Raw genomic sequence first — 19,549 nt, forward strand, 5'->3', positions numbered from 1 at the left:
TAGCCACCAAGAATCGGGATGAGGCGCGCGATTTAGGGCAGCCGGAGCTTGAGATAGGGCGCGGTGCGGCTGGTCGAGTGGGCCGCCACGGTCGCGGGGGTGCCGGCCGCGATGATTTGGCCGCCCTGGTCGCCCCCGGACGGGCCGAGGTCGATCACCCAGTCGGCGGCGGCGACCACGTCCATCTCGTGTTCAACCACGACGACGGTGTTGCCGGCGTCGACCAGGCGTCCGAGCTGCTGCAAGAGCAGCTCGACGTCGGCCGGATGCAGCCCGGTCGTCGGCTCGTCGAGCAGATAGAGGGTGTGGCCGCGGCGGGCGCGCTGCAGCTCGGTCGCGAGCTTGATGCGCTGGGCCTCGCCGCCGGAAAGCTCGGTGGCCGGCTGCCCGAGTCGCAGATAGCCCAGGCCCACCTCGCGCAGGGTCTCGAGGCTGCGCGCGGCGACGGTTACGTCTTCGAGAAAGTCGAGTGCGGCATCCACTGTCAGGCCGAGTACCTCGGCGATGTTCTTGCCGCGGTAGGTCACCGCGAGGGTCTCGGGGTTGTAGCGCGAGCCCCCGCAGTCCGGGCAGGGCGCGTAGCTGCCCGGCAGAAAGAGCAGTCCGACCGCCACGAAACCCTCACCGAGGCAGGTCTCGCAGCGGCCGCCGGCCACGTTGAACGAGAACCGTGACGCGGTGAAACCGCGCGCCCTGGCGTCGTCGGTGGCGGCAAAGGTGGCTCGCACCGCATCGAACAGGCCGGTGTAGGTGGCGAGGTTGGAGCGCGGGGTGCGGCCGATCGGCTTCTGGTCGACCTGCACCAGACGATCCACGGCTTCGAGGCCGGTGACCGCGGCGACCGGGCTCGAGTCGAACTCGACTTCGGTATCGGGGTCGCCCAGATCGAGTACCGGCACGTCGTCGGGGTCGGGGTGCAGGTGTCGACCGACAGCCTCGGCGAGCACCTGGCTGACCAGGGTGGATTTGCCCGAGCCGCTGACGCCGGTGACGGCCGTCAGTACCCCGAGCGGAATCTGCGCATTGAGACCCTGCAGGTTGTGCCGGGTCACGTCGTGCAGGCCCAACCAGCCAAGCGGATGCCGCAGCTCGCCCCGCGCCACCGTCTCCCGGTCCGCAGTAAACAGGTAGCGCCGCGTGACCGAGGCGTCCACCTCGGCCAGCCCCGCGGTCGGCCCGCTGTAGAGCACCTCGCCGCCACCTTCGCCGGCCCGAGGACCGACGTCGACGACCCAATCGGCGCGTCCGACGACGTCCATATTGTGTTCGACCACGAAGACGGAGTTGCCCGAGAGCTTGAGCTGCTCGAGCACGAGCAGCAGTGGTTCGGCGTCGGCCGGGTGCAGACCGGCGGAGGGCTCGTCGAGCACGTAGATCACCCCGAACAGGCCAGAGCGCAGTTGGGTGGCGATGCGCAGCCGCTGCATCTCGCCCGGCGAGAGCGTGGGGGTCGAGCGGCCGAGGGCCAGATAGCCGAGGCCCAGTTCGAGCAGCACATCGATGCGGCGCAGCAGGTCCCCGGCCAGGGTGACGGCCACCTCTGACACAGAATCGCCCGCCACAATCGGCCGCAGAACATCGGCCAGGGCCGTCATCGGCAGGGCGTTGAGCTCGGCGATCGAGTGACCGGCCACGGTGACGGCGAGGGCTTCCGGCTTCAGGCCGCTGCCACCGCAGTCGGGGCACGGGCCGGTATCGACGTAGCGCAACACCCGCTGCCGCACGTTCGGGCTCTTGCTGTCGGCGAGGGTATGCAGCACGAAACTCTTGGCGCTCCAGAACCGGCCCTGGTAGGGCTTGGCGATGCGGTCGCGCTGCGGCACGACCTCGACCACCGGCTGTTCCTCGGTAAACAGAATCCAGTCCCGGTCGGCTCTGGACAGGTCCTGCCAGGGCAGGTCGATGTCGTAGCCGAGCACCGCGACGATGTCGCGCAGGTTCTTGCCCTGCCAGGCACCGGGCCAGGCCGCGATGGCGCCGTCGCGAATGCTGAGGGTGGGATCGAGCACCATCGATGCTTCACTGACCGTGTGTGCCATACCCAGACCGTGGCAGCGCGGGCAGGCACCCATCGCGGTGTTCGGCGAAAAGGAGTCGGATTCGAGGCGACCGGCAGCATCCGCTGGATATATGCCGGCACGGGAATACATCATGCGGAGCGAGTTAGACAGCGTGGTGACCGTGCCGACGCTCGAACGGGAACTCGGTGTACCGCGTCGTTGCTGCAGGGCGACCGCCGGGGGCAGGCCGGTGATCTCATCGACGTGCGGGGTATGCCCTTGTTGAATGAGCCGACGGGCGTAGGGCGCTACCGACTCAAAGAAACGGCGCTGAGCCTCGGCAAAGATGGTGCCGAAGGCGAGCGAGGATTTGCCGGAGCCCGAAACGCCGGTGAAGGCCACGATGGCGTCCCGGGGCACATCGACGTTCACATTGCGCAGGTTGTTCTCGCGGGCACCGCGCACCCGCACGAAACCCTCGGATTGATTTTCACTAAGCATCCGAGCAAGTGTAGTTCGCTCCATTGGGAACCGCGCTGGTCAGATCGAGGTGGCGTCCTCGACCTGACCGACGAGCTCTTCGATGATGTCCTCCAGAAAGAGCACACCGGTCACGGTGCCGTTGGCGTCGAAGGACGTCGCTACGTGCGCTCCGAGGCGTCGCATCGACGCGAGCGCGTCTTCCAGCTCGCTGTCACACGACACGGATGCGAGACGCCGCAGTCGTTTGCTCGGTACCGGCTGGGTGAAGGTGTCGCCGCTGGTGAGATCCATGACGTCCTTGAGGTGCAGGTAGCCGGTCGGCTGATCGTCGTCGTCGGTGAGGATGTACCGCGAGAATCCGTGCTGGCTGACGGCCCGCTGGATGTCGGCCGGTGAGGCCGTGGAGGGCAGGCAGACCATCGATTCGATCGGCACCTGCACGTCGGACACCTTTTTCGCCGTGAACTCGAACGCGGCCGTGAGCGTGCCGGAGGCATCCTGCAGCATCCCCTCGCGGGTGGACTGCTCCACGATGCTGGCGACCTCGTCGAGGGTGAACGCGCTCGTCGCCTCGTTTTTGGGCTCGACCTTGCACAGGCGCAGCACGCCGTTGGCTAGCCAGTTCAGGCTGAAGATGATCGGGTTGAACACCCGAGCCACGAACACGAGTGGCGGCGCCAGAATGAGGGCGGCCTTTTCGGGAACGGAGAACGAGATGTTCTTCGGAATCATCTCGCCGAAGACAACGTGCAGAAAGGTCACCAGAATCAGCGCGAAGCTGAAGGCGATCGTGCTGATCATGCCCTCGGAGAGGCCGGTTCCCGCGAGCGGGTATTCGAGCAGACCGTGAATGGCCGGCTCGGAGACGTTCAGAATGAGCAGTGAGCACACCGTGATACCCAGCTGGCTGGTGGCGAGCATGAGTGTGGCGTGTTCCATGGCCCACAGGGTGGTCTTGGCGGCCTTGCTGCCCTGGGCGGCGAGCGGTTCAATCTGGGAGCGCCGGGCGGAGATGACGGCGAATTCGGCGCCGACGAAGAACGCGTTCACCACCAACAGCACGACGAGCCAGATCAGTCCGGGCAAGTACGCGGTTAAATCGGCGCTACTCATGGATCAGATCTTTCTGAATTTTGTTGACGATGCGGTCGTGCGGGGTGGCGAGGCTCGGATCGGTCTCGGGGTCGACGGGCGTGTAGCGGACGCGGTGAACGCGTACGCCGTCGACGCGGTCGATGCGCAGCACGCCGCCCTCGATGGCGACCTCGTCACCGAGTTCGGGAATGCGATCGAGCTGATCGGCGAGGAATCCGCCGACCGTGTCGTAGTCGCCGTCGGCTGGCACGGTGACGCCGGCCCGGTCGAACAGCTCGTCGGGGCGCCAGGCCGCGTCGAACACGACCGACCGGCCGGAGCGGATGACGCCGGCCTTGGCCCGATCATGCTCGTCTTCCAGCTCGCCGACGAGTTCTTCGACGAGGTCTTCGAGGGTGACGATGCCGGCGGTTCCGCCGTATTCATCGGCGACCACGGCAATCTGGAACCCCTGCTGGCGCAGAGCGGCGAGCAGGGAATCTACGCCCATGGTCTCGGGAACGCGCAGCGCGGGGGCCTTCAGGTCGGCAGCGGTCACCGTGGCCCGCTCACCCAGTGCAACGGCGAAGGCCTGTTTCACGTGCAATACGCCGACGATGTCATCGGCGTTCCTATCGATCACGGGGAACCGTGAGTAGCCGGTGCTGGTCGCAAGACGCACAACGGCCTCGGCCGTGTCGGTGACATGAACGGAAGCCATGCGCACCCGCGGCGTCATGACATCGGCAGCAGAATGGTCGGAGAACCGCAGGGTGCGGTGCAGCATGGCGGCGTGGTCGTCGTCCAGCACCCCCTCGAGGGCTGAGCGGCGCACCAGAAAGCTCAGCTCTTCGGCGCTACGGGCGCCGGAGAGTTCTTCTTTCGGCTCGATGCCGAACCGGCGAATGATCGCGTTGGCCGTGTTGTTGAACAGCAGAATGACGGGTTTAAACACGGCCGTGAACACGGTTTGGGCCGGCACGACGATTTTCGCGGTTGCCAACGGCACGGCGAGGGCGAAGTTCTTTGGAACGAGCTCGCCGATCACCATGGAGAACAGCGTCGCGAGCGAGATCGCGATGATCGTTCCCAGCAGCGGCACGATGCCGGCCGGTACGCCCGCACTTGTCAGCGGCCCGCTGAGCAGGGATCGAATGGCCGGTTCGAAGGTGAATCCGGTCAGCAGCGTGGTGAGGGTGATGCCCAGTTGGGCGCTCGACAGGTGCGTCGAGGTGATCTTGAGCGCCTTGATAGTCGGACCGAGTCGCTTTTCGCCGCGATCACGCCGAGCTTCGAGCTCATTGCGGTCGAGCGTAACCAAGGCGAACTCGGAGGCTACGAAAATTCCCGTTCCGACGGTGAGTAGGAGTCCTACGCCCACCATGATCCACTCATACATGTTGTGCTCCTCTCAGATCGAGAGGCATGTCGGTGGTGGCGGGCGAGGGTTTATGCGAGGGAGGGTCTTCCATTGTGCTTATAACGCTATAGGCGGATGCTGACAAACCGCCGGTCCGCCGCGTCTCGGCTACGAGACCGCCGGTTCGACGACCTCCTCGGGCAGTTCGCGCAGCACGACCTTCATGATCTTGCCGGTGGCCGTGCGCGGCAGCGCGTCGACGAAGGTCACGTAGTCGGGCACCTTGAAGGCGGCGATCAGGTACCGGATGTGGGTGAGCAGGTCGACCTCCGTCACCAGGGAGTCCGGCCGCAGCACGACGTAGGCCTTGGGTCGCTCGCCCCACTTGGGGTGCGGGATGCCGACCACGGCAACGTCGAGCACGGTCGGGTGGGTGAGCATCGCATTTTCGACCTCGATGGTCGAGATGTTCTCGCCGCCCGAGATAATGATGTCCTTGGCCCGGTCCTTGATCTCGATGTACCCGTCGGGGTGCATGACGCCGAGGTCGCCGGTGTGGAACCAGCCGCCGCGAAAGGCATCCGCTGTGGCCTGCGGGTCGTTGAAGTAGCCGAGCATGACGTTGTTGCCGCGCAGCACGATCTCGCCGATGGTCTGCGCGTCGTCCGGCACGTCCTGCATAGCGGAGTCGACGATGCGGGCCGATTCGGCTTGCACCATGCCGACGCCCTGGCGGGAGATCTTGCGGGCGCGTTCCTCGGCGGGCAGATCGTCCCACTCGCGCTGGTATTCGCAGATCGTGTACGGACCGTAGACCTCGGTCAGGCCGTAGACGTGCACGACCGTGATGCCGAGCGCGTCGAGCTGTTCGATCACGCGCGGTGACGGCGGGGCACCGGCGGTCGTGATCGACAGCGGAGTCTCGAGCACGTGCTTCATCGGTGCGTTGGCGATCACGCCGCACACCGTGGGCGCACCGCACAGGTTGGTCACTCCGAGGGTGTCAATGGCCGACCAGACTGATTCGGCCCGAACCGTGCGCAGGCAGACGTGGGTGGCACCGGCAGCCGTGACCGCCCACGGGGTGCACCAGCCGTTGCAGTGGAACATGGGCAGGGTCCACAGATAGACCGAGTCGCTGGTGAACTTATTGTGGAACACCTCGCCGAAGGAGTTGAGGTAGGCGCCGCGGTGCGAATACATGACGCCCTTGGGCTTGCCGGTCGTGCCCGAGGTGTAGTTGATCGAGATCACAGCGCGTTCGTCGGTGACCTCCCACGCCAGCGGCTCGGCTGAGTCGTTGTCGGCTTCGGCCAGGAACGACTCAAGGGTTTGCTGGCCGACGCCCCGGCCGCTCTCGGTGAGGCCAAACTCGCCGTCGGCGATCTCGATCATGCCCTTCAAGGCAGCGGATGCCGCGAACGCGTCACCGACACCGCTGACCAGCTCGGCGTCAATGAACAGCAGGGTCGCCTCGGAATGCTCGAGCACGTAGTGCACCTCCGGCCCGGCCAACCGGGAATTCAACGCGACGAGCACCCCGCCGGCCAGCGGAACGGCGTAGTGGGCGATTAGCATCTCGGGTATATTCGGCGCGAGGAATATAACCCGGTCGCCCGGTGTGATACGCGAGCGGATGGCGTGGGCCAGCTCCTCGGCGGCCTGCGCGAACTCCCGGTAGCTGTAGCGCCGAGCGCCGTAAACGATCGCATCCTTGCCCGGGAATACTTCGGCGCTGCGCTGGAGAAATCGCATCGGTGTGAGCGGTGAATCGTTGGGCGAGCTGGTCTTGGTATCAATCACGCGGGACTCCTTTGTCCGGAAAGATGTAGCGAAGTGGGGCTAGTGGAAGGCGCTGACCCCGGTGAGGTCACGGCCGATGAGCAGCGACTGGATGCTCTCGGTGCCCTCATAGGTGTGGATTGACTCGATGTCAGCGAGGTGCCGAATAACGTGGTTTTCGAGCAGGATGCCGTTGCCACCGAGCATGTCGCGGGCTAGCGACGCGAGCGAGCGCGCCGCCCGGGTGTTGTGGAATTTCGCCAGGCTGGCCTGGATCGGGCGCAGCGTTCCGGCCGCGTCGAGTTCGGCCAGGCGCATGCAGTGCAACTGCATGGAGGTGAGTTCGGAAAGCATGAGAGTGAGGCGTTCCTGGACAATCTGAAAACCGGCGATCGGCTTGCCGAACTGCACCCGCTGCTGGGCATAGTTGAGGGCGGCTTCGAACACCGCGGTGGCGTGTCCGAGAGCCGACCAGGCCACACCGAGCCGGGTCGCGAACAGTACGCCAGCGGTGTCCTTGAAGGTATGGGCGCCCGGCAGGACGGCGTCCAGCGGAATGCGCACGTCGGTCAGCGTGATGCGGGCCTGGTGCACGGCGCGCAGGGAGCCCTTACCGAGCATCGTCTCACCGTGGTAGCCCGGCAGGGACTGATCGACCAGAAATCCGCGCACGTTGCCGTCGTCGTCGCGGGCCCAGACCACGGTCACGTCGCCGACCGAGCCATTGCCGATCCACTTCTTCTCGCCGTTGATCACCCACTCGTCACCGTCTCGGTGGGCGGTGGTCTCCAAGGCCACCGAATCCGAGCCGTGGTCCGGTTCGGTCAGGGCGAAGGCACCGAGCTTTTCGGCCCGGGCCAGCGGCACCAGCCAGGTGGCTTTCTGCTCGTCGCTGCCGAACATGGCGATGCTGCGCAGGGCGAGCCCGCCCTGCACGGCCACAACGGTGCCCATCGAACCATCGCCGCGGGAGATTTCCATGTTGACCAGGCCCGCCGCGAGCGGAGACATGGGCGTGAGGCCCGGACCTTCGACGCCGTCCGTGAGCAGGTCAAGCTCGCCGAGGCGGCGAGCCAGGTGCAGCGGGTACTCCGCTTTGTCCCAGGCTTCGCTCAGCTCGTCGAGCGTCTCCACCGCAAAGGTACGTGCCCTGCCCCAGAAGGCCCGATCCGCCTCGGGAACATCGGCGAAGACGCCGTAATAGTCGGTGTCAAGCGGGGCGGACACATCGTAATCGGGCATCATTGCCTTTCGCAGCAGCGGGTGTGACTACAGTTCTACCTGACACGGAGTGTCAGGTCAAGTGACACTTAGTGTCAGATGCTGCCCGATTGGTACCGGCCCGCGATCGCCCGGGCGACGTCGTCGGGCAGGGCGGAGGCCGGAAACACCGCGACCAGCAGCTCGCTGGCCGGGGTGGCCGCGGCCACGCCTCCGGGGGCAAAGCGAGTGCGTACCGCCTGCAGGTGGGCGGCCAGTCCTGCCGAATCGAGCATCCGTTCTGTTTCGGCAGCGCGAATCATGCGGCGCAGCTCATAATTGTGCGTGGCCGTCACCGCCGCAGCGAATTGAATGGCCAGCACCGGGTCGACCTGCGGCAGCCGTCGCCGCAGATAGGCCGAGAAGGTCTTCTCATAGCGCGACACCATGACCGTTTCCCGGTCGCGCAGAACGGATGTCTGGCGCACCACCCGGTCGCGCACCCGCACGACCTCGAGGCGCTCCCGAAATCGCTCGAAAACGAGCGCGGCAGCGTCGCACACGGCCAGCCACGGGTCATCGTGTTCGCGGGTGAAATACTCGCCGATCTGCTCGAGCAGCTCATCATGATCGGCGAAGATCACGTCGTCCTTCGACCGGAACTGTCGAAAAAAGGTGCTGCGGGACACCCCGGCGGCGGCGGCGATCTGGGCCGCGCTGGTGGCCTCGTATCCCTGGGTGTGGAACAGGCCGACGGCGATGTCGGCGACGGCGACGCGGCTGCGGGCATCCGCTGGTCGCGAACTGGAAACCGGGGTGAGGGCGGCTGGTGCAGACGGATCAGACATGGTCTGGCGAAATTAGCACGGAACGGTGGGCGGCCGTCGCGCCGCCGCGGGAAGACGGCCGGGGCCCGGGCCCGATCCCGGACCGCGGGAGACGGTGGATGGACGTGCCGGCGTATGCACAAGGTTTCCATAAGGCTCACGAAGCACGCTTGCACCATTCGCTCACCCTGAGGAGATAGGCGCGTCATGAGCAGGTTCGAAGGCAAAGGAATCGTTCGCAGCAACAGCAATTCCTCCGGAATGCGAGGTAGTCCACCTTCCCAGGACAGTGGAAGACCCAAGCGCGTCTTCGGCAAGCCCATGCGCATGCTTGCCGCCGGCATGGCTGCCGTGCTCTATGCCGGACTCGGCCTGACGGCCGCACTCCCGGCCCAGGCTGTCGTTGCCCCAGTCGGTCAGGGCTTCGCCGTCACGGCTTCTGACCTCGCCTACATTCTCAAGCAGATCAAGATCGCCGAAGCCCACGTCGCCAACACCACCTCCGCTACCGGACCGTGCGGCGCGCTCGTCGGCACCGGCCCCAACCAGATCGCTAGCCCGCTGCTCTCGCTCGGACTGCGCACCGTCGACGGTTCCTGCAACAACCTGCAGCCCGGCCAGGACCAATTCGGCGCCGCCGACCAGGTCTTCCCGCGCCTGGCGACGCCGGTCTTCTCCGCAGCGGATGTCACTCCCTCCGGCTTCGGACCGCCGAACCCGACCTCCTACGCCCAGAAAAAGGGCCTCGTCTTCGACTCGGAGCCGCGCACGGTCAGCAATTTGATCGTCGATCAGACCTCGACCAACCCGGCCGCCATCGCTGCCGCCGGAAACCCGGTGCGGACCCAGGGCAATGAGGGCGTTGTGGCCTGCACGACCGACCCGAGCCCGGACGTGCCGTTCGGCGTTCCCGCCGGCTGTATCCCCTCCCACGAGACGCTGTTCATGCCGAATGTGACGACCGACGTCGGCCTCTCGCCGCCATACAACTCCCTGTTCACCCTGTTCGGCCAGTTCTTCGACCACGGCATTGACCAGACGGTCAAGGGCGGCGGCACAGTCTTCGTGCCCTTGCAGGCCGATGACCCGCTGGTCGCCGGGCCGGACCACGTGTTCGGCAACGCTGACGACCTCGACCCGAACCTGCGCTTCATGGTGCTGACCCGCGGCCAGAACCAACCCGGAGCCGACGGCGTCGCTGGCGATAACCCGTCCACCCCGGCCGATGAGAGCGCCGACGACATTCGGGATGCCCTCAACACCAACTCGCCTTGGATCGACCAGAGCCAGACCTACTCCTCGCACGCCTCGCACCAGGTATTTCTGCGCGAGTACGTCACCGAGGGAAATCGACCGGTTGCCACCGGCAAGCTGCTCGGCGGACCGGCCGGACCCACAGCTGGCGGTATGGCCACCTGGGCGACCGCCAAGGCCCAGGCCGCGAACGTGCTCGGACTCCTGCTCGTCGACCAGAACGTCACCAACATTCCGATGTTGGCAGTGGATGCCTACGGCAAGTTCATCCCGGGACCGCTGCGCGGAATGCCGCAGTATGCCACCGCGACCGGCCTGGTCGAGGGTGACCCGGCGAACCCCGTGGCCGTTCCGAGCAACGTGCTGTACTTCAACACCCCGTTCCTCACCGACATCGCGCACAACGCGGAGCCGAAAGCCGGACTGACCCCGGACGGCAACTCGACTGCATCCGCTGACTTCGCCAGCCAGCCGGCCGGAACCTACGACGATGAAATGCTCAACGCGCACTTCATCGCCGGAGACGGTCGCGTCAACGAGAACATCGGCCTGACCGCCATTCACCAGGTCTTCCACTCGGAGCACGACCGCCTGGTGGACGATATCGAGAACACCCTGACCAACGACACTTCTGCCAAGGGCGTTGCGGCCCTGGCCGAGTGGAAGTTGGCCAGTGGGGCCGCCGGCTGGAACGGCGAGCGTCTGTTTCAGGCTGCTCGATTCATCACCGAGATGGAATACCAGCACCTCGTGTTCGAGGAATTCGCGCGCAAGGTGCAGCCGGGAATTAACCCGTTCGAACCGTTCGCGTTCACGCAGACCGAGATCAACCCCGCGGTCAAGGCGGAGTTCGCTCACGCCGTGTACCGCTTCGGGCACTCCATGTTGACCGAGACGATCTCGCGTACGAACGAGGGCAAGCCCGGCGCCGACGGCGAGTTCGGCACGAGTGACGACGTTCAGGGCAGCCTGAACGACATCTCCCTGCTCGAGGGGTTCCTCAACCCGCCTTCGTATACCGACGGTGGACCGGAGGGGCAGCTGACCTCGGAGGAAGCCGCCGGCAGCATCATCATGGGTATGAGCGACCAGGTTGGTAACGAACTCGACGAGTTCGTCACCGATACGCTGCGCAACGACCTGCTCGGCTTGCCGCTCGACCTGGCAGCGATCAACATGACTCGTGCGCGTTCTGAGGGCGTGCCGCGGTTGAACGTGTTCCGCCGCGACCTGTTTAACAAGACCAACGACGGGGCGCTCAAGCCCTACACGAACTGGATCGACTTCGGGGAGAACCTCAAGCACCCGGAATCGCTGATCAACTTCGTGGCCGCCTACGGTCAGTACCCCACCATCACGGGCGCGACCACGCTCGACGGCAAGCGTGACGCCGCACGACTGATCGTGAGCCCGGACGCCCTGGCCGGGGAGTTCTCTCCGGATGGCGCCATGGACTTCATGAACAGCACGGGAGCGTGGGCCAACTCGGGCACGCACTCGATCACCGGTCTCGACGAGGTCGACCTCTGGGTCGGCGGACTCGCAGAGATGACCACGCCGTTCGGTGGCCTGCTCGGCACGACGTTCAACTACGTGTTCGAGAACCAGATGACCGACCTGCAAAACGGTGACCGGCTGTACTACCTGGCCCGCACGCCCGGCATGAACCTGCGCACCCAGCTGGAGGGCAACTCGTTTGCCGAATTGATGATGCGCAACACGAACGCGCATTCGCTCAAAGCGGATCCCTTCGCCACGGCCGACTGCAAGTTCGAGCTGAAGAACCTGGCTGGAACCGTCGCAGGCTTCGCGGCTTCGGGCAACACCGTCGCCAACGACCCGCAGTCCGAGTGTGACGAGACAGCGCTGCTGATTCGCATGCCCGACGGCACGATCAAGTACCGTGCCCGCAACACGGTCGACCCGACCGGCATCAACGGCCAGGCGGTCTACAACGGCACCGCGCAGGTGGATCGGGTATTCGGCGGCAACGACAACGACACCTTTTGGGGTGGCCTCGGCAACGACGTCATCGAGGGTGGTGGCGGAGCCGACGTGGCTCTCGGCGGTGAAGGTGACGACATCATCACCGACCTTGCCGGAGACGACGTGCCCAAGGGTGGCCCCGGTAACGACGCGATCGACGCCGGTCCCGGACTCGACATCATCATGGGTGGCGAGGGCAAGGACTTCACCAACGGTGGAGCCAATGCCAACGAAACCTTCGGCGGCGCCGACGACGACTTCATCATTCTCGGTGAAAGCCTCGACGCGGCCTTCGGTGACGGTGGCGACGACTGGGAAGAGGGCGGCAACCAACCCGACCTCATGATCGGAGACAGTAGCAATCTGTTCTTCCTGGACGACTCACAGAAGCCCGGTCACGACTTCATGATCGGCCAGGGCGGCGATGACGACTACGACATGGAGGGTGGCGACGACATTGGCGTTGCCGGTCCGGGAATCGAAAAGAACGCTGGCGGGTCCGGCTACGACTGGTCGACCGGCCAGGGTGACCCGCAGGCGCAGGACGCCGATCTGGCCCTGCCGATCGCGCCCCTCGACATTCTGCAGGTCGGTGTGCGCGACAAGTTCAATGAAGTCGAGGCACTTTCCGGCTGGAAGCTGAATGACATCCTGCGTGGTGACGACCTTGTTCCCAGTGCTGTGGGTGCCGGCGGCTTCATCGGCTGTGACGTTCTGGACCAGGCCGGAGTTGACCGCATTGCGGGCTTCGACGCGCTGATTCCGGAGTTCACGACCACGCTGGCATCCGTTGTCGCACTGTCGGCACAGGGTGACTGCCCGATCCTGACCGGCCCGAACGTCTGGGGCGCCGGCAACGTGCTCCTCGGCGGCGGCGGAAGCGACCTGATCGAGGGACGAGGAGCCGACGACATCATCGACGGTGACGCGTACCTCAGCCTTCGACTGAGCGTTCGGACCAACCCGAACGATCCGGCGACGGAGATCGGCAGTGCCAGCATCAACGGCACGAACCAGAGTGCAATGACCAGCCAATACCTCTCTGACGGCGCCGGTGGGCTCACCGGTCCGACGCTGCAGGAAGCTGTCTTCGCCGGCGCGGTCAACCCGGGCAACATCGTGGCTGTCCGCGAGACCCTGTACGGATCTGGCGGAACCGACACGGCGCAGTTCTCAGGACTGACCAGCGATTACGAAGTCACCACCACCGGCGGCGACGGCACGCTCGGGTCAGCCGGATCGACCACCACGGTGCTCGACAACCGCGGTACCGACGGTACAGACACCCTGCGCAACATCGAACGCCTGCAGTTCAGCGACACCGTGGCTCCGGGAACCCCGACCATCGGTGCTGCCATCGCCGGCAACGGGCAGGCAACCGTGGACTGGACCGCGTCGCCGACCGGCATCGCCACCAGCTTCTCGGTGAGGGTGCTCGACGCGTTCGGAGACCAATTCGGTGCACTCCGCACCGCAGCCGGAACCGCGTTCAACCTGGTTGTCACCGGGCTGAACAACGGCTCCAGCTACACCTTCCAGGTATCGGCGACCAATGTGGAGGGGACGAGTGCATTCTCGGCACCGTCCAACGCGGTGACTCCGTCGGCACCGGTGGTGCAGGTGGTCGCCGATGCTCCGACGATCGGAACCCCGGTCGCCGGTAACGCCCAAGTGACCGTGAACTGGACGGCCCCGACGCCGGTGGCCAACCAGGCGACAATCACGGGCTACCGGGTTCGCACCTACGAAGGAACGAGCGCCACGGTGTTCCGAACCTCGATGGTCGCTGACGTCTCTACCGTCACGATTACCGCTCTGACCAACGGAACCGGGTACACCTTCGACGTCGCCGCGATCAACGCGGTCGGCACCGGAGCGGCCTCGGCCCGGTCAGTGGTAGTCACCCCGACCGCCCCGGTGGTGCAGGTGGTAGCTGGAGCTCCCGTGATCGGAACCCCGGTTGCCGGTAACGCATCGGCGACAGTGAACTGGGCCGCCCCGGCACCGGTGGCCAACCAGGCACCGATCACGGGCTACCGGGTGCGCACCTTCGTCGGAACGGGAGCAACGGCTGTTGCCACCGCGACGGTGGCCAACGTCACCAGCATGGTGATCGGGTCGCTGACGAACCGTACCGGGTACACCTTCGATGTCGCCGCGATCAACGCGGTCGGCACCGGAGCGGCATCCGCTCGTTCGGTCGCGGTCACACCGCGCACGGAGTTCGTGCTCCCCACGGTGATCGCACGCACGCCGGCCTCCGGTGCTCGCTCGGTCAGCCAGACCGGCAATCTGACGGCGACGTTCAGTGAACCTGTCGCCGGGGTCAGCGGAACGACGTTCGTGCTGCGGCTCGGTACCACGGTGGTTCCGGCACTGGTTTCGTACAATGCCACGACTCGGGTCGCGACGTTGAACCCGAGTGCGACTTTGCTCGCCGACCGCAGCTACACGGCTACTCTGTCGGGCATTCGGGACGCGGCCGGCAACACGATGGCGACAAGTACCTGGTCGTTCATCACCGGCCCGGCTCCGACGATCACCACGAGGACTCCCGCTTCGGGAGCCACCGGGGTGCGCCGGAACGCCAACGTGACCGCGCTCTTCAGTGAAGACATCACCGGAGTCAGCGCGACCACGGTTCGGATCACCCGAGTCTCCACCGGTGCGGTCGTCACCACCTCGTCGGCATTCAATGCCACCACGAACGTGTTGACCATCAACCCCTCGGTGACCCTCACCTCGAACGTGCAATACCGGGTGACCATCACCGGTGGTAACACGAGCGTTCGAGATCTGATCGGGAACCCGTTCGTGACGAGCACCTGGACGTTCACGACCGGCACCCTGCTCTAGGAAATACCTGATCAGCTTCACCCGGCCGGCGACGGAATCCAGTCGTCGGCCGGTCCGCGCCGCTCTGATGCCGACTGCAGCATTTTTTCAAGCTCCGGCTGACATGGTTCGTGCACGCGTGAATAGTTCTTCAATTTATGGAATGGAAGGCGAATCATGAAAAAATTGTCAAACGGGTTGAACCGGGCCGAATCCCGGTCGCCGGGTCGGCGCCAGAGCGCACTAGCGGGGCTCGCTGTCGCAGTGCTGTGCTGCAGTTTCGTTCTCGCCATCCCGGCGGCGCAGGCGGCCGTTCCGGCCTTTCCCGACAATATAGTGGTCTTCCCTAACCGAGACTTCGTCGTGCTCGAGGGCTACCAAACCCATGTCGGTGAGACGGCGACCGTTGAAGTCAGCCGCGCCGGGGTTGGCGTGATTGGTTCTGCGCAGGCTGTTGTCCAGGCCGGCGACGTCGCCTTTGAGATCAACCATCCCGGGGGCGTATGCTGGGGCTCCGGAACCGGCCTGCAGGTGACTCCCGATATCCTCCCGGCGGACACCGTATCCGTTAAATTTGGTGCCACCGTTGCCGGAGACACGCTGGTCCAAGACCTGTTTGTGACCGGCCGCGCTGTGCGCAGCGGCACCACCGTCACGGTTACCGGCCATATCGGCGCGACGGTCAACCGGGCACAAGTCGAACAACGAATCATCGAGCCGGCATTGGTACCAACAACCGTGCAGCGTCGCGATGTGCGTGCCGTACCGGGCCCACTGGCCCCCGCTCCCAAAGGTGGCTACCGCTCCAGTCTCGAATTTGATCTGAATGGGCCGAATACCTTCACCGCCACATATGTTTTCGACCAGTTGGACGCGGCGCAGCTCGCGGCCGATGCGGGCGGCGAGCGAGCCATGGGGTGGCAGGCCGAAGACCTCGATGCTAACCGCCAGGGTCTGACCATCGCCGAGTTCGGTGAACTGGGCGGCCCCGGCATGGGCGGTTGCCCCAACGGCCCGCTCGCGTCGGGACCTCCCGGACCGACGAACGTCGCAGCCACCAAGGCAGGCAACGGGATCGCACTCACCTGGACCCCCGCGCAGGTGATCCCCGGAACAGCGGCCGTTACCGGGTACCGGGCCGTCGCCGTGGCGCAAACCATCACCAACAACGAGCAGGTTGAAATTGGCAAGCGCATCACCGGCCAGGGTTCGACCGGCACCACCATCACCGGACTGGCCGTCGGCGAAACCTACGACGTGTACGTGGTTGCGGTCAGCAGTGTCGGAGAAACCTTCCCGGCCGTCCATGCCGTCCCGGTAACCGACAGCACGGCGCCCACCGTCGCAGCAACACCGGCCGGCGGCACATTTGATACGGCACAATCGGTCACGCTGACCGCCAATGAGACTGGAGCGGATATTTACTACACCGTCGGCGGTTCCGACGTGGTTCTTGCCGGCGGTGTCTTGTCCGACTCAGCCACGCTCTACACCGGGGCGATACCCGTCGCCACCTCTACAACGCTCACGTTCAATGCCTTCGATCCCGCCGGAAACGTTTCGGCCACTGTTCAGGCCGTATACACAATCAATGTGGTCAATCCGGAACCTGATGTTGTCGCCCCCACTGTGACGGCGAGGACACCGCTGGCGGGCGCTAGCTCGGTCAGCGCGACCGGCGACCTGACGGCAACATTCAGCGAACCCGTTACGGGAGTCAGCGACACCACTTTCGTGCTCGCCAACGGTGCCACGGCCATTCCCGCCGTCGTCACATACGACGCCACCTCTGGGATTGCGACCCTGAACCCCAGTGCAACGTTGTTGGCCGACACCACCTACACGGCAACGCTGTCGGGTATAGCGGATGTTGCGGGCAACCTGATAACTGCCGACACCTGGTCGTTCACGACCACACCGACCGCCCCGGTTGTGCAGGTGGTCGCTGGGGCTCCCGTGATCGGAACCTCGGTCGCCGGGAACGCGTCGGTGACTGTGAACTGGTCCGTTCCGGCGGCTGTGGCTAACGCCGCGGATATCACGGGCTACCGGATTCGCACCTACGTCGGGGCGGCCACCGGGGTAACCCGCACGTCGACGGTGGCGAACGTCACCACGTCGGTGATCGCAACGCTGACCAACGGTACGGGGTACACCTTCGATGTTGCGGCGATCAACTCGGTCGGCATCGGAGCGGCATCCGCTCGTTCGGTCGCGGTCACACCGCGCACGGAGTTCGTGCTGCCGACGGTGATCGCACGTACACCGGCGTCCGGTGCGCGTTCGGTCAACCAGACCGGAAACCTGACGGCAACGTTCAGCGAACCGGTCACCGGGGTCAGTGGTACGACGTTCGTGCTGCGGCGCGGGACGACGGTGATTGCCGCTGCGGTCGGCTACAACGCCACGACGCGAGTCGCGACGCTGAACCCGAGCGTGACCCTGCTCGCCGACCGTACCTACACGGCTACGCTCTCGGGTATCCGTGACGCGGCCGGGAATACGATGGCGACAAGTACCTGGTCGTTCATCACCGGCCCGGCTCCGACGATCACCACCAACAGCCCAGCTGCAGGCGCGACGGCAGTTGGACGACTGGTGAGCCCGACCGCGACCTTCAGTGAAGCCATCACTGGATTCACCGCAACCTCGGTGAGGGTCACCCGCCCCGGCGCGACGATCGCTACGACCCTGTCGTTCAACGCTGCCACCCGCGTGCTGACGATCAACCCGAATGCCACACTCCTGGCCAACACGACGTACACGGTGACCATCACCGGTGGCACGGGTGCTGTGCGAGACCTGGCTGGCAACCCGGTGGTCACCCGCACCTGGTCATACACGACGGGGGCGGTGAACTAAGACAATCAACCGAATAACCCGGCTGGCGACTCTCGTATGAGTCGCCAGCCGGTTACCAAAACATCCCCAACCAAGCAGTGTGTTCCAGAAAATCAGCAGGAGACGTCATGACATCACGCAGGGAAGTATTACAGCTCGGTGCATTCGGTGCTCTCGGCGTCATCGGAATGAGCGGAGAAGACGAGCCGGTATCCACCGCCCCACTCCTGACGAAAAGCCAACTCGCACCTGCCAATATGCCGGTGCCCTACGCTGGCGTGTTCCGTCGTCCCCCCGAATTAACGCCGTACCAGACGGGCTTCGATGACGGCGATCCGTCGCGTCCCTTTGCCCGCTACGCTCTCACCCAGAAGCTCGGCCAGGCTCAGTTTGTTCCCGGGCTGGCCACGACGGTCGCTGGCTATAACGGGATCTTCCCTGGCCCTACCATCCGGCTCACCCAGGGAACCCGGAGCGAGGTGCGTATTCGCAACGCTCTGCCGGCCAACGGTCTGCTTCACCCAAGTGCGTTTCGCACCGTCACTCACCTGCACGGCTCGGCATCGCTGCCGCAGTACGACGGGTACGCCAACGATTTTACCGCCGTCGGCAAGGTCAAAAACTATCAGTACCCCAACTGGCAGCCGGCGCGTACCCTGTGGTACCACGATCACAACATGCACCTGACCGCGCAGAACGTGTACTCGGGGTTGGCCGGCATCTATCCCCTGCACGACCCGTTCGAACTGGCGCAGCTGCCGCAGGGTGAATTCGACGTGCCGCTTATGATATCCGACGTCATGTTCAAAGCCGACGGCTCCCTCGGCTACAACGATAACGAGCGCAAGGGGTTGTGGGGCGATATCATCATGGTCAACGGGGTGCCGTGGCCCAAGATGAAGGTCAAGCCCCGCATTTACCGGTTTCGAGTGCTGATCGCCTCCATTTCACGCTCCTACCGGCCGACCCTCTCGACCGGTGATCCGATTTACATCGTCGCCACCGACGGCGGCATGACTCCCATCGTTCAAGCAGTGAAATCCTGGCGACAAGGTACGGCCGAACGCTACGAGATTCTGATCGATTTTCGCAAGTACCGACCTGGGCAATCAGTCGAGCTTCGCAACTTGAGCAACAAGAACAACGTGGACTTCGCCAACACCGGCAAGATCATGAAATTCACGGTCGTAGCCGACTCCGGTTCGAACGTTGGGTCGATCTCGGCCATTCCTACTTCCCTCGATGACGGCGGTGCGACCCATCCCGATTTGGGCGGCTTGGCGACCATGAGCCTTACCCCGGACATGGCCAAGGTGAAACGGAAAATGGTGGTGGAGCGAGGCAACGGCCTGTGGAGGATCAACGGCACGACCTGGGCCGACGTGGAGAAGTCGAACTTCACTAAGTTGTTCGGCAATCCGCAGCCCTACGACGTGGAGCAGTGGACCATTACCAACGCCTCGGGCGGTTGGTTCCACCCGGTACACATCCACCTGATTGACGGAAAGATCATCGGGCGAAATACCAATGGCGGCAAACCGTTTGCTTGGGAGAAGGGCCCAAAGGACGTCTTTTATATCGGTGAGAATGAATCTGTCACGGTGCTGATGCAGTTTGATACCGGCAAGGCTTCCGGTGGCCGGTACATGATCCACTGTCACAACCTCGTGCACGAGGACCACGACATGATGATTCAGTTTGCCGTGGGCGATTATCGAGTGAACGATCCGATCACCTCGGACGTTCCCGTGCTTGACAGCACGCCGATGGGCTCCTACCCGCCGGTCTACCAACCGGGATTACCGGCGGGTACCTGATGTTTTACGTGAATCGACTGGCTCCGGCGGTGTTGTTGGTGCTCATTCTGAGCGGCTGTACCGCCGGGGTAGTTGCTTCGGATTTGCCGC

Annotated in this window: 9 protein-coding genes and 1 pseudogene; 4 read left to right on the plus strand and 6 right to left on the minus strand. The window is 64.8% G+C overall.

From position 1 onward, the window contains the following. Nucleotides 1-32: 32 nt before the first annotated feature. From E3T31_RS07845 to E3T31_RS07870, 6 genes are all read right to left on the minus strand, one after another. Nucleotides 33-2,525, minus strand: coding sequence for an excinuclease ABC subunit UvrA (locus E3T31_RS07845; protein WP_134468230.1), 2,493 nt, complete (start codon nucleotides 2,523-2,525; stop codon nucleotides 33-35). Between the two features lie 15 nt (nucleotides 2,526-2,540). Then, on the minus strand, nucleotides 2,541-3,596 hold the full coding sequence (locus E3T31_RS07850; protein ID WP_092448079.1) for a hemolysin family protein: 1,056 nt from the start codon (nucleotides 3,594-3,596) through the stop codon (nucleotides 2,541-2,543). Next, a complete protein-coding gene (locus E3T31_RS07855) occupies nucleotides 3,589-4,956 on the minus strand; it encodes a hemolysin family protein (RefSeq protein ID WP_134468231.1) in 1,368 nt (455 codons plus the stop codon). The genes E3T31_RS07850 and E3T31_RS07855 overlap by 8 nt, the downstream gene beginning before the upstream one ends. Before the next feature lie 129 nt (nucleotides 4,957-5,085). Further along, nucleotides 5,086-6,720 (minus strand): AMP-binding protein, encoded by a 1,635-nt coding sequence (locus E3T31_RS07860; protein ID WP_370304377.1) that lies wholly within the window; start codon nucleotides 6,718-6,720, stop codon nucleotides 5,086-5,088. A gap of 39 nt (nucleotides 6,721-6,759) precedes the next feature. After that, entirely contained in the window at nucleotides 6,760-7,941 is a 1,182-nt protein-coding gene (locus E3T31_RS07865) for an acyl-CoA dehydrogenase family protein (RefSeq protein WP_241977747.1), read from the minus strand. 74 nt (nucleotides 7,942-8,015) lie between these two features. Continuing rightward, nucleotides 8,016-8,747 (minus strand): TetR/AcrR family transcriptional regulator, encoded by a 732-nt coding sequence (locus E3T31_RS07870; RefSeq protein ID WP_134468233.1) that lies wholly within the window; start codon nucleotides 8,745-8,747, stop codon nucleotides 8,016-8,018. A 1,728-nt stretch (nucleotides 8,748-10,475) separates the two neighbouring features. On the opposite strand from E3T31_RS07870, the pseudogene E3T31_RS18680 reads away from it, so the two are divergent. The 4 genes and pseudogenes from E3T31_RS18680 to E3T31_RS07890 all read left to right on the plus strand — a co-directional run. Further along, nucleotides 10,476-12,182: pseudogene (locus tag E3T31_RS18680) on the plus strand (peroxidase family protein); the annotation flags it as partial. Nucleotides 12,183-12,560: 378 nt separating this feature from the next. Then, nucleotides 12,561-14,822, plus strand: a complete 2,262-nt coding sequence (locus tag E3T31_RS18685; RefSeq protein ID WP_370304389.1) for a fibronectin type III domain-containing protein — start codon at nucleotides 12,561-12,563, stop codon at nucleotides 14,820-14,822. A 156-nt stretch (nucleotides 14,823-14,978) separates the two neighbouring features. Beyond that, a complete protein-coding gene (locus E3T31_RS17710; protein WP_166788426.1) occupies nucleotides 14,979-17,663 on the plus strand; it encodes an Ig-like domain-containing protein in 2,685 nt (894 codons plus the stop codon). 167 nt (nucleotides 17,664-17,830) lie between these two features. Beyond that, nucleotides 17,831-19,459, plus strand: a complete 1,629-nt coding sequence (locus E3T31_RS07890; protein WP_241977748.1) for a multicopper oxidase family protein — start codon at nucleotides 17,831-17,833, stop codon at nucleotides 19,457-19,459. The last annotated feature ends 90 nt before the right edge of the window (nucleotides 19,460-19,549 follow it).

The sequence above is a fragment of the Cryobacterium sp. TMS1-13-1 genome (genome assembly GCF_004403125.1).
Lineage (GTDB): Bacteria > Actinomycetota > Actinomycetes > Actinomycetales > Microbacteriaceae > Cryobacterium > Cryobacterium levicorallinum.

Excerpts from the sequence above, each read along its gene's own strand:
- E3T31_RS07855 (WP_134468231.1), bottom strand. The coding sequence starts at position 4,956 with ATGTATGAGTGGATCATGGTGGGCGTAGGACTCCTACTCACCGTCGGA.
- E3T31_RS07850 (WP_092448079.1), bottom strand. The coding sequence starts at position 3,596 with ATGAGTAGCGCCGATTTAACCGCGTACTTGCCCGGACTGATCTGGCTC.
- E3T31_RS07845 (WP_134468230.1), bottom strand. The coding sequence starts at position 2,525 with ATGGAGCGAACTACACTTGCTCGGATGCTTAGTGAAAATCAATCCGAG.
- E3T31_RS07890 (WP_241977748.1), top strand. The coding sequence starts at position 17,831 with ATGAGCGGAGAAGACGAGCCGGTATCCACCGCCCCACTCCTGACGAAA.
- E3T31_RS07870 (WP_134468233.1), bottom strand. The coding sequence starts at position 8,747 with ATGTCTGATCCGTCTGCACCAGCCGCCCTCACCCCGGTTTCCAGTTCG.
- E3T31_RS07865 (WP_241977747.1), bottom strand. The coding sequence starts at position 7,941 with ATGCCCGATTACGATGTGTCCGCCCCGCTTGACACCGACTATTACGGC.
- E3T31_RS17710 (WP_166788426.1), top strand. The coding sequence starts at position 14,979 with ATGAAAAAATTGTCAAACGGGTTGAACCGGGCCGAATCCCGGTCGCCG.